This is a genomic window from Streptomyces sp. WG7, from assembly GCF_049975785.1.
GTDB lineage: Bacteria > Actinomycetota > Actinomycetes > Streptomycetales > Streptomycetaceae > Streptomyces.
In genome coordinates this window covers 23,091-35,989 of sequence record NZ_JBNGGE010000003.1, presented here as the reverse complement: position 1 = coordinate 35,989, position 12,899 = coordinate 23,091, and the positions used below count along the sequence as shown (strand labels likewise).

The window sequence follows — 12,899 nt, the reverse complement described above, 5'->3', positions numbered from 1 at the left end:
TCTTCGTCGGCGTATCACTCGGTCCCCCTCGCCAGCTGTCCGGCGGCCGGCGTCGGGCCGCCGCCCTCGTAGGTGACCCGCCACAGGGCCGACTTGGAGTCCGAGGTGAAGAAGCCGCGGCCGTAGTCGAGGACGTACAGCGCGCCGTCCGGGCCGAACTTCCAGCCCATCAGGTTCCTGATGCCGTCGTTGCCGACCGGCACGATCTTCTTCAGCGACTCCGCGTGCACCGGCAGACCGCCGTCGCCCTGTGTCTTCGGGTCCATCAGCACCGCGTTGCGCGGCTGGTCGGAGTCGTAGAAGTCACCGACGAACCACTTGCCGTCCCAGTACGCGGGCCACTTGGTCTCGCTGGTGCTGTCGGCGTCGTAGCGGTAGACCGGGCCGTTCATCGCGGCCTGGCCGCCGCCCTTGAGCCAGGGCAGCTTGTAGGTGGCCTCGTCCTGCTCGTACGACGGGATGCCGTTCTCGTCGCGCGGGAAGTCGGGGCCGCCGCCCTGCGGCGAGTACCAGATGTTGTTCCCGGTCACCGGCGGCAGGTTGACCAGGCCGTCGTTGTTCGGCGACTCGTTCTTCGGGGCGTCGCAGTCGTACCAGCCCAGCGGCTTCGACGGGTCCGGCAGGTTCCGGTCCCGGTACGGCTGCTTGTTGCCCATGCAGTACGGCCACCCGCGGTTGCCCGCCTCGGTGATCGCGGCGAACGTGTCGTACTTCGCCGGACCCCACGTCGGCGACGGAGAGCCGGCGTCCGGGCCGACCCAGCCCGCGTAGAGGGTGTCGGTCTTCTTGTCGACGGAGATCCGTGCCGGGTTGCGTACGCCCATCACGTAGATCTCGCCGCGCGTCTTGCCGCCGCCCTCGGCGGTCTCCTTGCCGGTGAAGAGGTTGCCCTCGGGGAGCGTGTAGGTCCCGTCCGGCTCGGGGTGGATGCGCAGGATCTTGCCGTTGAGGTTGTTGGTGTTGCCGGCGGTGCGGCGCGCGTCGGCGAAGGACACGCCCTTGAAGTTGGGCTCGGGGTTGTTGCCCGAGTAACCGCCGCTGAAGCCGCTGGAGTTGTTGTCCCCGGTGGCGATGTACAGGTTGCCCTTGGAGTCCCAGGCCATCCCACCGCCCGCGTGGCAGCAGCTGTGGATCTGCACCGGCCACTTCAGCAGCACCTTCTCGCTGCCCAGGTCCAGCTTGTCGGTCGCCCGGTCGAGTGTGAAGCGGGAGACCCGCCGCTCGGCCATGTGCGTGTCGCGGTTGATCTCGGAGTGCGGCGTGTAGTGCAGGTACACCCAGCCGTTCTCCTCGAACCCCGGGTCCAGCTCGATGCCGAGCAGCCCCTCCTCGACCTTGACCAGCTCCTCGCCGCCGCCCTTGTTGCCGAAGACGGTCAGCTCACCCGCGAGTGTGACCTTGTCGGTCTTGGGATCCCAGACGTGGATCTCGCCCTTGCCCTTGCCGATGTCCGGGTCGTTCCAGTCGGTCACCACGGGCCGGGAGGAGTCCGCGCCGCCGCGGCCGATGTAGAACACGCGGCCGTCGGGCGCGGTGACCAGGCCGTGCGGCTCGCCGATCTGGTCGTTCTGGCCGGGCTGGTTGGGGTCGGTGAGCCGTTCGGCCTTGTAGTTGCCGTCGATGGTGGCCTTGCAGTCGGCCTGCGCCAGCCGGGTCGTCCACATCAGGGCGCCGCGCAGATGGGCGCGGAAGTCGGTCTCGTCGTACGACGACACCGTGCCGCCCATGCCGGTGTAGAAGGACCGGCCGCCGTCGTAGTCCCGGCACCAGCTGACCGGGTGGTCCCAGCCGTTGGCGCTCGCCCCGGGCTGGTACGTCGACTCGCGCACCCGGGCCACGGTGTGCACGTCGCCGGACGGGTTCTCCACCCAGTTCATCCACTGGTCGGGCCGCTTCCACTGTGTCGGCAGGTCCTTGGTGGCCGGATGGCGCCGGTCACCGACCTCGACGGTGGCCCGCTGGACCTTGGTGGGGCTGGACGCGGCGGGGCGGGCCCCGACCAGGCCGGTGAACCAGTCCGAGTACGGTTCCGCGCGGGCCGCGTCGTGGATGCCGACGAAACCGCCGCCGGCCTCCATGTAGGCCTCCAGGCCCGCTTCCTGCGCCGGATCGAGGACGTCACCGCCGCCGGTCAGGAACACGACCGCGTTGAAACGGCCGAGCCTCTTCTCGTTGGTGAAGACCGAGGCGTTGTCCGTGGCCTCGACCGTGAAGCGCTCCTTCGCCGGGCCGGACAGCCCGATCCGCTCGATGGCCGCGATCCCGGCGTTCACGACCGGTGACTCGTCCCCGGCCGCGGCGGATCCGTAGAAGATCAGCACCCGTACGTTGGCGCCGCCCGGCGGCGACTTGATCGACATCGTTGTCAGAGACGGGTCCGGCGCCGGACGCGCGCTGGCGGCGGGGCCCGCCAGCAGTCCCGCGGCGACGAAACCGGCGGTCGCGAACGCCGCCCAGCCCTTTCTTCTCGCGCTCAACCCTCGTAAGTGCATGGGCACCTCCTCGGTCACGGCAGCAGCGCCAAGGAAGTTAGACCTCTTTGCGTGGTTCGCCAATAGGTATGACCGGCATTGAACGAACTTTGTCCTGAGTGTGGATAAACGCGGGTGCAGCGGATACCGTCCCAGGTTCAACACGCATCATCACGAACAGTCATGGCTACGTCTGCGCACATTCCATACCAGTGGGGGAGTTCGGCATGGACAGACGCGGTTTCAACCGGCGGGTGCTGCTGGGCGGCGCGGCCGTCGCGACATCGTTGTCCATCGCTCCGGAGGTCGCGGGCGCGGCCCACCAGGCGAAGGCGGCACCGGTGCGGACGGCACCGGCCGGGGGCGAGGTGAGACATATCAAGATGTACGCCGAGAAGCTGCCCGACGGTCAGATGGGCTACGGCCTCGAAAAGGGCAAGGCATCCGTCCCCGGCCCGCTCATCGAGCTCAACGAGGGCGACACGCTGCACATCGAGTTCACGAACACGATGGACGTCCGGGCCAGCCTGCACGTCCACGGCCTGGACTACGAGATCTCCAGCGACGGCACGGCGATGAACAAGAGCGACGTCGAGCCCGGCGGCACCCGCACCTACACCTGGCGCACCCACAAGCCCGGCCGCCGCGCGGACGGCACCTGGCGGGCGGGCAGCGCGGGCTACTGGCACTACCACGACCACGTCGTCGGCACCGAGCACGGCACGGGCGGCATCCGCAAGGGCCTGTACGGCCCGGTGATCGTCCGACGCAAGGGCGACGTACTGCCGGACGCGACGCACACCATCGTCTTCAACGACATGCTCATCAACAACCGCGATCCCCACACCGGGCCGGACTTCGAGGCCACCGTGGGCGACCGGGTCGAGATCGTGATGATCACGCATGGCGAGTACTACCACACCTTCCACATGCACGGTCACCGCTGGGCCGACAACCGCACCGGCATTCTCACCGGCCCCGACGACCCGAGCCGGGTCATCGACAACAAGATCACCGGGCCGGCGGACTCCTTCGGCTTCCAGATCATCGCGGGGGAGGGGGTGGGCGCCGGGGCGTGGATGTACCACTGCCACGTGCAGAGCCACTCCGACATGGGGATGGTGGGCCTGTTCCTGGTGAAGAAGCCGGACGGCACCATTCCCGGGTACGACCCGCACGGGCACGGGCACGGGCAGGAGACCGCGACCGGGGAGGCTCCCGCGCACGAGCACTGAGGCGACGCGGGCCGGCCGGCGTCGAACAGGCCCCACTCGGTGCCGCGTTCCTCCGGCCGGACCGGGCCCCCTACGCCTTTCGGGGCATCGGCCTGAGCACCGCGAACCGGGCGCCGTACGGGTCGGCGAGCCGGGCCAGGCGCCCGACGCCCTCGATGTCCGTCGCGGGCAACCGCACCGTGCCGCCCAGCTCCCGGGTCCGGGCGACCGCGGCGTCCGTGTCGTCGACCGCGAAGTACGGCAGCCAGTGGGCATCCGTCTCCACCGGGTCGTCGGCGAGCGGGACGACGCCGCCGAACATGCTCTCCTCGCCCTCCCCGGACGGGTTCACACACGTGTACGTCCCGGCCCCGGGGAAGGGGACGGCGGAGGTCTCCAGCCCCAGCACCGCGTCGTAGTACGCGGCGGCGGCCGCCACGTCCGCCGTGTACAGCTCGACCCAGCACAGCGCACCGGTCTCGCCGGCCACGGTCAGGCCGCCCGTCCGCTCCGGCTGCCGGACGCCGAACGGCACCCCGGCCCGGTCGGCGAGGATCGCCGTGGTGCCCTGGCCCAGCACGTCCGCCGGCCGCACGAGCACACGGCCCCGGGCCTGCTCGGAGGCCTCGGCGGCGGCCTCCGCGTCCGGGGTCTGGAAGTACACCGTCCAGGACGGTGGGCGCTGCTCCGGCGTGGCCGGCATACCGCCGGCCACGATCCGGCCGTCCAGCTCGAAGAAGCCGTAACCCCCGGCTCCGCCCCCCGCCGGCCGGAACCGCCAGCCGAAGAGGCCGCCGTAGAAGGAAGTGGCGCCGTCGATGTCGGACGTGCCGACGGCGATCCAGTTCGGGGCGCCGGTGACGAAACGGGTGGTGAGCATCCTCGCCCTCCTCGGAAGGGTCCCGCTGCCTGCACTGCCGAGTCTTCCACCCACCACTGACGACCGCTTCCGCGCGCCGCCGTGCGCCCATCCGCGGGGCGGGGGACCATCGGGTCGGCCCGGGGCCCGGCCGCCGGGCGTTGATCCGGCGTTGATCGAACGTTTTTCGCGGCCCGGCACGCTCTCGGGCATGCACATCGAGACGATCACGACGCCCGACCTCGACTGGCAGGAGGAGGCGTTGTGCGCACAGACCGGGGGAGACTTCTTCTTCCCGGAGCCCGGCAGCTCCGTACGGGACGCCAAGCGGATCTGCGCCCTGTGCCCGATCCGTTCGGCCTGCCTGGAGTACGCGCTGAGCCACGACGAGCGCTTCGGCGTCTGGGGCGGGCTGTCGGAGAAGGAACGGCTGTCACTGCGGCGCGTCCCGCGCTGAGCCAGGCCCTCCCGCAGAGCGTGCCGCACCGCCCGCGCTGCTAATTCGCTGGGCCGCGCCCGCCCCGGCAGGCAGAATCCCCCCATGTCGCGAACCGCCGCTCAGCACGAGGCCGAGAGCCTGCTGCACCTCCTCGATCCGCTCGCCCATCCGCAGCGGATGCGGGAACTCGTCCTGCGCGCGAGGGAGTCGGACGCACTGCGCCCCGTACTGACCGAACTCGAACGGCACGGTGCCTACGGGCGCGGGCTCGCCGTCGTCGCCGCGTCCGCCGCCGGCGACACCGAGTGGATCGCGGACCGGATCGCCGACGCCGACCCGTACGTGCGCGGTCATGCCCTGCGTGTCGCCGGCAGCCTGGGCGTGCCGGACACCGCCTTCGAGGCGGCGCTCGCCGACGCGCCCGAGGCGGCACGCCGCGACCTGCTGCGCGCCATCGTGTCCGACGGACGCCGCGCCCTCGCCGACCGGCTGGTCGAAGGCCTCCGCCGTGACCGGGGCGACGCCGAGGCGGCCCGTCTGCTGCCCGGCTGCACCGCGCCGACGGTCGCCCGTCTGCTGCCCGGCCTGCTCCACGCCGTCCGCGGGTGGGCGCCCCTCGCCAAGCGGCACCGCGCCGCACTGCTCGGCGTGCTGGAGGAGGAGCTGACCGCGCTGCCCGAGGCCCTGCGCGACAACTGGTGGCACCGGTACGCACACGCGATGGCCACCCTCGCGCCCGCCGAACCCGCGTGGGTGCTGCGGCTGCTGGAACGGCACGGTCCGAGCCGCCTGCCGCACGAACTGCGCGGCCACCTCCCCGCGTTCGCCGCCGTGGACCCGCGGCTGGTACTGAGACTCCTGCCCACGCGCGCCTGGGCCCCCGTCGTGACCGTCCACCGGCTCGGGCGAACCGTGCTGCACCGGCTGACCCGGACCGACTCGCCCGAACTCGTCGCCTACGGCCGCACCCTGCTGCCCTACGGCGGTCTCCCGTGGCTGCTGAAGGCGCTCCCGCCCGCCCGGCGCCCCGCCCTGTACACGGCCGTCCGCGAGGGACGGGGCCCCGGTGCGATCGGTATCGACGAGCTGCTGCTGCAGGTGCTGCCGCGCCACCACGCAGCGCAGCAGGCCCGGGAGACGGCCGCACGCGCGCGTGCGGCCGGCGCCACCGAGAACACGGTCCTCAGCGCCGAGTCCTTCCTGCCCGTCGCCGAGGTGCGCGACCGGCTGCTGGCCGCCACCGGGCGCCCGGACGCCGAGGACCGCGCCACGGCCTGGCCGCTGCTGATCCGCAACGCCGCCCGCTCCGGCGACCCGGACGCCGTCACCGCCGTCCTGAGGGACATGGCGCGGCTGCGCAACGAACAGGACCCCGTACGGGTCGCCGCGCTGCGGGCCGCGGGCGCCCTCCGGGCCACGCTGTTCACCCAGGAGGCGGCCGACCCTCTGGACCGCATCGCCACCGACGCCGTCGAGGCCCGCGACTCCTCGCCCGAGACCCGGCAACTGCTCGGCTCACTCGCCCTCGGCGTGCTGCGCGAGCACGCGGCGGACGGAACACCCGCGTTGGTGAACTGGGCGCTGCGCACCCTCGTACGGATATCCGGCACCACCGGCGGCGCCGACCTCGGCCGTCTCGACCGCACCTTGCGGCGCGGCCAGGAGCACCGGGTGTACGAGGCCCTGCGGCCGTGGATCGAGGCGGGCGCCGAGAGGGCGGACTACGGCCTCGTCTTCGCGCTCGCCCGCGCGGTGGGCCCCCGGGCCGCCGGCATGGCCGAACTGCAGGACATGCTCTGGCGGGCCGTCCGGTACGGCGATGACACGACCGCGCGCACCGCGGTCGGCCTGTGGCTCGAACCGCCCGCCACCCGCGACGAGCGAGCGGCCCGCGTCCTCGCCCACGAACCGTCGGCGGCCGCCCTGCCGCCGGTCCGCGACGTGGTCGTCCGGCGCCGCACCGACCTCCTCGACCCGCTGCTCGCCGACACCCCGCCCCACGGCCGTTTCCTGACCAAGGGCACCCCCTGGTCCCTGCCGGTGTCCGCGTACGACGTGCGCCGGTGGGTGCCGCGCCAGCGGGACGCCCTGCTCCGCCGGTGCGCCGAGGCGGTCGCCGACTCCGGGCTGCCGCTGCACCACCGCGCGCGTGCCCTCACCCTGGCCGCCGCCGTGCCCGACGGGGGCGCCGGCCTCCTGCGCCGCTGGACCGGGTCCGCGGACGTCGTCCTCTCGGAGGCCGCGCTCGCCGGCCTGGCCCGCACCGACCGGGCCGCCGAGGCGCTGCCCGAGCTGCTGGCGCACGCCGGCGGCGACCGGGCCCGCGTCGCCGTGTACGCGGTCACCCAGGTGTCCCGGCAGGTGCGCCCGTCGCGCCTCGCCGCCCACCTGGGGGACGTACTGCGATCGCCGGACGCCAAGGTGACCAGCCGTAAGGAGGCGGTCCGGCTCGCCGCGGCCCGGCTTCCCGTCCCGGACGCGGCTGCCCTGATCAGCGAGGTCTACACCCGGCCGGGCACCCACCCCGACGTACGCGCCGCCTGTGTCGCCTTCGCCGGCGGCCTGCTCGCGCGCGACGAGGTCTGGGAACTGCTGCGCGACGCGGCCGCCGGTGCGCCGGTCCTGCGGGCCGCGGTGCTGCGGACGGCGCCGCTGGACCTGCCCGAGGAGTACCGCGCGCGCTACGCCCGCCTGGTCCGCGGGGTCGCCGCCACCGACGACCCCGGCACCGCGGCCCTCGCCTACGAGGCGCTGGCCCGCTGGACCCCCTGGTCGGCCGAGGCGCCCGCGGTGCTGGCCGGAGCCGTCACGGACCTCGCGCAGAGGGGAAGCTGGCACTCCGCGGCCAACGCCCTGATCAGCGCGGCAGCGGCCGCCCCGCACGGCCTGGCCGGGCTCCTGGACGCGCTGCGCACGCTCGCCGGCACGGCGTCCGACGACGACAGCGATGCCACGGCGCGGCGCGACCGGCCGGCGCGGCGGCGCGTCGAGTTCCTCGTCGCCCGGCTCGGGGCGACCTTCTCCGGCTCCGAGTCGGCCGTCCGCCCGGCGGGCCTCGCCGCCGCCGACCTGCTGGCGGAGTACGAGGCGTACGCCGTGCAGGCCGCCGTCCTGGCGGCGACCCACCTCGACCTGACCGCCGTACCGCCGCGCCTGGACCGGGTGACCGCCCTGGCCGGAGCCGACCGCCCGGCACTCGCCGCGCGCGTCACCGGGGAAGTGCGCGGGCGTCTGGAGCGCCGGGGGCAGCCGGGCGACCTCGAGGCGCTGCGCGTCGAGGCGCTGGCCCTGGCCGAGCACGGCGGCCACGCCGAGGGGCTGATGGCCGTCGCCGTGACCGGCGCGCTCGGCAGCCGCGAGCAGTGGCCCGCGCCCTGGCGCGAACTGCTGCGGACACTGCGCCGCCACCCGCTCCCCGACGTGCGCGACGCGGCGCTGGAGGAGACCACGGCCTACGAGTGACGGCGGCCTGCGGGCGGCGGCGGTCTACGGGAGACGGCGGCCTGTCGGTGGCGGCGGCCTACCGTCGGTCCATGGGAGACAGCGGCCGACGGGTGACGGCGGGGCCGGGCACGGCCGAGCGGTACGGGGGAGGCGGGTGCGGTCAGCCCGCCGCCCGGGCCGCCATCCGCGCCTTGCGCGCCGCCAGCTTCTCGTCGAACTTGGACGCCTCGGCGTCCAGCCCGTCCATGTACAGCCCCAGCTCCTCCTGGGCCGCCTGCCCCTCGGGGCCGAGGCCGTCGATCTCCATGATCTTCAGGAAGCGCAGCACGGGCTGGATCACGTCGTCGTGGTGGATGCGCAGGTTGTAGACCTCGCCGATCGCCATCTGGGCGGCGGCCCGCTCGAAGCCGGGCATGCCGTGACCGGGCATCCGGAAGTTCACGACCACGTCCCGCACCGCCTGCATCGTCAGGTCGGGCGCGATCTCGAAGGCGGCCTTGAGCAGGTTGCGGTAGAAGACCATGTGCAGGTTCTCGTCGGTCGCGATGCGGGCCAGCATCCGGTCGCAGACCGGGTCGCCGGACTGGTGGCCCGTGTTGCGGTGCGAGATGCGGGTGGCCAGCTCCTGGAAGGCGACGTACGCCACCGAGTGCAGCATCGAGTGACGGTTGTCCGACTCGAAGCCCTCACTCATGTGGGCCATGCGGAACTGCTCCAGCTGGTCCGGGTCGACCGCGCGCGAGGCGAGCAGGTAGTCGCGCATCACGATGCCGTGCCGGCCCTCCTCCGCGGTCCAGCGGTGCACCCAGGTGCCCCACGCGCCGTCCCGGCCGAAGAGGCTCGCGATCTCGTGGTGGTAGCTGGGGAGGTTGTCCTCCGTCAGGAGGTTCACCACGAGGGCGATCCGCCCGATGTCGGTGACCTTGGACTGGCCCTTCTCCCAGGCCTCGCCGTCCTCGAAGATCCCCGGGAAGTTCCGGCCGTCGGTCCACGGCACGTACTCGTGCGGCATCCAGTCCTTGGCGACCTTCAGATGCCGGTTGAGTTCGGTCTCGACCACTTCCTCCAGCGCGTACAGCAGCCGGGCGTCGGTCCATTCGGCGGAATTGCCGAGGTGCGGGGAGACGATCGTCACAGAGAACTCCAGGGGACGTGCGACAGAGCGGAAAGCGCCGGCGAGCGGTGCCGGGAACCTACGGGATCGTAGGCTACGAAACCGTAGGTTACGAGACCGTAGGTTAAACGCACTGTAAAGGCCCCTGATCAGCCACCGTCCACCGGGGTACGGCAAGGTGCCGGGACACGCAGGTCCACGCGGCCGAACGGGTGGCGTCCACAGGGCTCAGGCGTACAGCTCCCGCAGGCGGACCGAGAGGCACGTCACACAGCCCTCGAGCTTCTCGAACTCGCCGATGTCCACGACCACCGGCTCGTGACCGAGGCCGGCGAGCAGTTCCGCCGTCTTCGGGGCGCTCGCCGCCATCAGCAGCCTGCCGCCGCCGAGCAGCACCACGTGCGCGCCCGTTTCCTCCGGTACCGGGAGGAAACGGGGGAACAGCGACGGCACGTCCAGCATCGGGATGTGTCCGATCACCGTCCCGTCCGGCAGTGCGGTGACCGCCGACTTCAGGTGCAGCACCTTGCTCACGGGCACGGCGACGACCCGGGCGCCCAGCGGTTCGAAGGCCGCCCGCAGCTGCTGGACGCCGGCCGCGTTGGTGCGGCCCCCGCGTCCGACGTAGACCGTGTCGTCGATCTTCAGGACGTCGCCGCCGTCCAGGGTCCCCGGTTCCCAGACCCAGTTGACCGAGCAGCCCAGCCGGGCCACGGCCTCCTCGACACCGGCGGTCTCCGCACGCCGCGACTCGGCGCCGGGCCGCGTGATCAGCGCGACGTTCCGGAACATGACGACCGTGTCCTCGACGGAGACGGAGTCGGGACTGTCGTCGGCCGGATCCACCTCCAGCGTCTCCCAGCCGTGCGTGCGCAGGGCCTCGGTGTACGCCTCCCACTGCTCGACCGCGAGGCCGTGGTCGACCTCCCGCCGCTCGACGTGGGTCACCAGTCCTTCCGCGAGTCGCGGGCCGGGGCGGCGGACGAGGGCCTTCTTGCTGGGCACGAGGGGGTCTCCGTATCGGCGCAGGTTTCCGGCGCCCGTGTCGCGGCGCCGGTCGGCCATCATGCAGCGCGGGCCCGCGCCGACGTAACCCCCGTCAGTGTCCCGCGGCCCTCCTGAGATGCTCCGCCGTGCTGGACCCGCGGGCCGTGAGCAGTTCGCGCGGGGTGCCCTCGAAGAGCACCCGGCCGCCGTCCCGGCCTCCGTCCGGGCCGAGGTCGATCACCCAGTCGGCGTGCGCCACCACGTCCAGGTTGTGTTCGACGACCACGACCGTGTTGCCGGTGCCGACCAGCCGGTCCAGCAGGGCGAGCAGCCCCTCGACGTCGGACATGTGCAGTCCGGTGGTCGGTTCGTCCAGGACGTACACGGCGCCGGTGCGGTGCAGCCGGGTGGCCAGCTTGATGCGCTGTCTCTCTCCGCCGGAGAGCGTGGACAGCGGCTGCCCGAGTGCGAGGTACGTGAGGCCGACGTCGCGCAGGGCCCGCAGCCGCCGCCGTACGCCGGTGTCGGCGAAGAAGTCCAGTGCCTGGTCGGCGGTCATCGCCAGCACGTCGGCGATGGAGCTGCCGTCGATCGTCAGCCGCAGCACCTCCTCCCGGAAGCGCCGCCCCTCGCAGTCGTGGCAGGTGGTCGTCACCGGGTCCATGAAGGCGAGGTCGGTGTGGATGACTCCGCGTCCCTCGCAGGTGTCGCACGCCCCCGCCGAGTTGAAGCTGAAGAGCCCGGGCTCGGCGCCCGTCTCCCGCGCGAAGATCTTCCGTACCGTGTCCATGATCCCGAGGTACGTGGCCGGGGTCGACCGTGCCGAGATGCCGATCGCGGACTGGTCGACGGCCACCGCGTCCGCGTGGGCGGCGATCAGCTCCGCGATCAGCGTGCTCTTGCCCGATCCGGCGACGCCGGTGACCGCGGTCAGCACCCCGGTGGGGAAGGCCACCGTCACGTCCCGCAGGTTGTGCCGGCCGGCGCCCTTCACCCACAGCTCCCCGGCCGCCGTCCGCGTCTCCTCCTTCACCCTCGTACGGCGTCCGAGGAACCGTCCGGTGAGCGTGTCCGCCGCGGCCAGTTGACCCGGCGTCCCCTCGAAGACCACCCGGCCGCCGCCCGCGCCGCCCCGCGGCCCCATGTCGACGACGTGGTCCGCGAGCGCGATGACGTCCGGGTCGTGCTCGACGACCAGCACGGTGTTGCCCTTGTCGCGCAGCCGCAGCAGCAGGTCGCCGAGGCGTCCGACGTCGCGCGGGTGCAGCCCGACGCTGGGTTCGTCGAAGATGTACGTCATCCCGGTCAGGCTGGATCCGAGGTGTCGCACGGTCTTCAGCCGCTGTCCCTCGCCACCGGAGAGGGTGGCGGTCTCCCGGTCGAGGCTGAGGTAGCCGAGGCCGATCGCCTCGATGCGCTCCAGCGCGGCGACGGCGGCCCCGGCGACCGGCCGTGCCACCGGGTCGTCGATCTCCTTCAGTACGGCGATGAGGTCGGTGATCTGCATGCGGGAACAGTCGGCGATGGAGTGTCCGCCGATGCGCGTCGCGAGTGCCGCCGCGTTGAGCCGGGCGCCGCCGCAGTCGGGACAGCTGCCCTCGACCATGAACTCACGCACCAGGTCCCGGGTCTTGTCGCTCATCGCCGACAGGTCTCGCTTCAGGTACAGCCGCTCGAAACGGTCGGCGAGGCCCTCGTACTCCGTGATCCAGGTGCCGCCCGTGCCGTTGACGGTGACCTTGCTGCCGGGCCGTCCGCGCATCAGGAACGCGCGCTCGGCGTCCGTGAAGTCACCTACCGGCTTGTCCGGGTCCAGTTCGCCGGTGTTGGTGTACGTCTGCCCCTGCCAGGTCCCCGCCGCGAAGGGAGGGAAGCGGACCGCCCCGCCGGCCAGGGACCTGGCCGGGTCGAGGACGCGGTCCCAGTCGGGCTGCACCTTGCGGCCCAGGCCGTCGCAGCCGGGGCACATGCCCGACGGGTCGTTGAACGAGTACGCCGTCGCCGCCCCGGCGCTGGGGGTGCCGTGCCGGGAGAACAGCACCCTCAGCACCGAGTGGACGTCGGTCATCGTGCCGACCGTGGAACGGGAGTGGCCGCCGACCGGCCGCTGGTCGACGACGATGGCGGGGGAGAGGTCCTCCAGGGCGTCCGCGCGCGGCCGCTCGTACTTGGGCAGCCGGTTGCGTACGAACCAGGTGTACGTCTCGTTCAGCTGGCGCTGCGACTCGACCGCGATCGTGTCGAACACGACCGACGACTTCCCCGATCCCGAAACGCCGGTGAACACGGTCAGCCGGCCCTTCGGAATGCGGAGCGTGACGTCCTGGAGGTTGTTCTCCCGGGCTCCGGTGATGCTGATGAACTCGCTCAT

The 12,899-nt window shown here is 72.6% G+C and carries 8 protein-coding genes; 3 read left to right on the top strand and 5 right to left on the bottom strand.

The features are described from left to right. Positions 1-14: 14 nt before the first annotated feature. Positions 15-2,492 carry a ThuA domain-containing protein gene (locus ACP4J0_RS04735; RefSeq protein ID WP_426597313.1) on the bottom strand — a complete coding sequence of 826 codons (2,478 nt, stop codon included), beginning with the start codon at positions 2,490-2,492 and terminating at the stop codon, positions 15-17. Between the two features lie 206 nt (positions 2,493-2,698). Here ACP4J0_RS04735 and ACP4J0_RS04730 point away from each other — a divergent pair, with 206 nt between their 5' ends. After that, positions 2,699-3,706, top strand: coding sequence for a multicopper oxidase domain-containing protein (locus tag ACP4J0_RS04730; RefSeq protein ID WP_426597312.1), 1,008 nt, complete (start codon positions 2,699-2,701; stop codon positions 3,704-3,706). 70 nt (positions 3,707-3,776) lie between these two features. On the opposite strand, the gene ACP4J0_RS04725 is transcribed toward ACP4J0_RS04730, so the two are convergent. Beyond that, positions 3,777-4,565: a VOC family protein gene (locus ACP4J0_RS04725; RefSeq protein ID WP_426597311.1), complete on the bottom strand. Its 789-nt coding sequence runs from the start codon at positions 4,563-4,565 to the stop codon at positions 3,777-3,779. A gap of 190 nt (positions 4,566-4,755) precedes the next feature. On the opposite strand from ACP4J0_RS04725, the gene ACP4J0_RS04720 reads away from it, so the two are divergent. Both ACP4J0_RS04720 and ACP4J0_RS04715 read left to right on the top strand, forming a co-directional pair. Further along, positions 4,756-5,001 carry a WhiB family transcriptional regulator gene (locus tag ACP4J0_RS04720; protein WP_426597310.1) on the top strand — a complete coding sequence of 82 codons (246 nt, stop codon included), beginning with the start codon at positions 4,756-4,758 and terminating at the stop codon, positions 4,999-5,001. Positions 5,002-5,085: 84 nt separating this feature from the next. Then, positions 5,086-8,445, top strand: a complete 3,360-nt coding sequence (locus ACP4J0_RS04715; RefSeq protein ID WP_426597309.1) for a hypothetical protein — start codon at positions 5,086-5,088, stop codon at positions 8,443-8,445. Between the two features lie 142 nt (positions 8,446-8,587). On the opposite strand, the gene ACP4J0_RS04710 is transcribed toward ACP4J0_RS04715, so the two are convergent. The 3 genes from ACP4J0_RS04710 to ACP4J0_RS04700 all read right to left on the bottom strand — a co-directional run bounded on the left by ACP4J0_RS04710 (position 8,588) and on the right by ACP4J0_RS04700 (position 12,899). Next, a complete protein-coding gene (locus ACP4J0_RS04710) occupies positions 8,588-9,562 on the bottom strand; it encodes an acyl-ACP desaturase (protein WP_426597308.1) in 975 nt (324 codons plus the stop codon). A 207-nt stretch (positions 9,563-9,769) separates the two neighbouring features. Then, complete coding sequence (ddaH, locus tag ACP4J0_RS04705; protein WP_426597307.1) at positions 9,770-10,546, bottom strand: dimethylargininase; 777 nt, start codon at positions 10,544-10,546, stop codon at positions 9,770-9,772. Positions 10,547-10,640: 94 nt separating this feature from the next. Next, positions 10,641-12,899: an ATP-binding cassette domain-containing protein gene (locus tag ACP4J0_RS04700; RefSeq protein ID WP_426597306.1), complete on the bottom strand. Its 2,259-nt coding sequence runs from the start codon at positions 12,897-12,899 to the stop codon at positions 10,641-10,643.

Bases quoted from the DNA above. Each gene is read 5' to 3' on its own strand.
- ACP4J0_RS04735 (WP_426597313.1), bottom strand. From the start codon at position 2,492: ATGCACTTACGAGGGTTGAGCGCGAGAAGAAAGGGCTGGGCGGCGTTC.
- ACP4J0_RS04730 (WP_426597312.1), top strand. From the start codon at position 2,699: ATGGACAGACGCGGTTTCAACCGGCGGGTGCTGCTGGGCGGCGCGGCC.
- ACP4J0_RS04725 (WP_426597311.1), bottom strand. From the start codon at position 4,565: ATGCTCACCACCCGTTTCGTCACCGGCGCCCCGAACTGGATCGCCGTC.
- ACP4J0_RS04720 (WP_426597310.1), top strand. From the start codon at position 4,756: ATGCACATCGAGACGATCACGACGCCCGACCTCGACTGGCAGGAGGAG.
- ACP4J0_RS04715 (WP_426597309.1), top strand. From the start codon at position 5,086: ATGTCGCGAACCGCCGCTCAGCACGAGGCCGAGAGCCTGCTGCACCTC.
- ACP4J0_RS04700 (WP_426597306.1), bottom strand. From the start codon at position 12,899: ATGAGCGAGTTCATCAGCATCACCGGAGCCCGGGAGAACAACCTCCAG.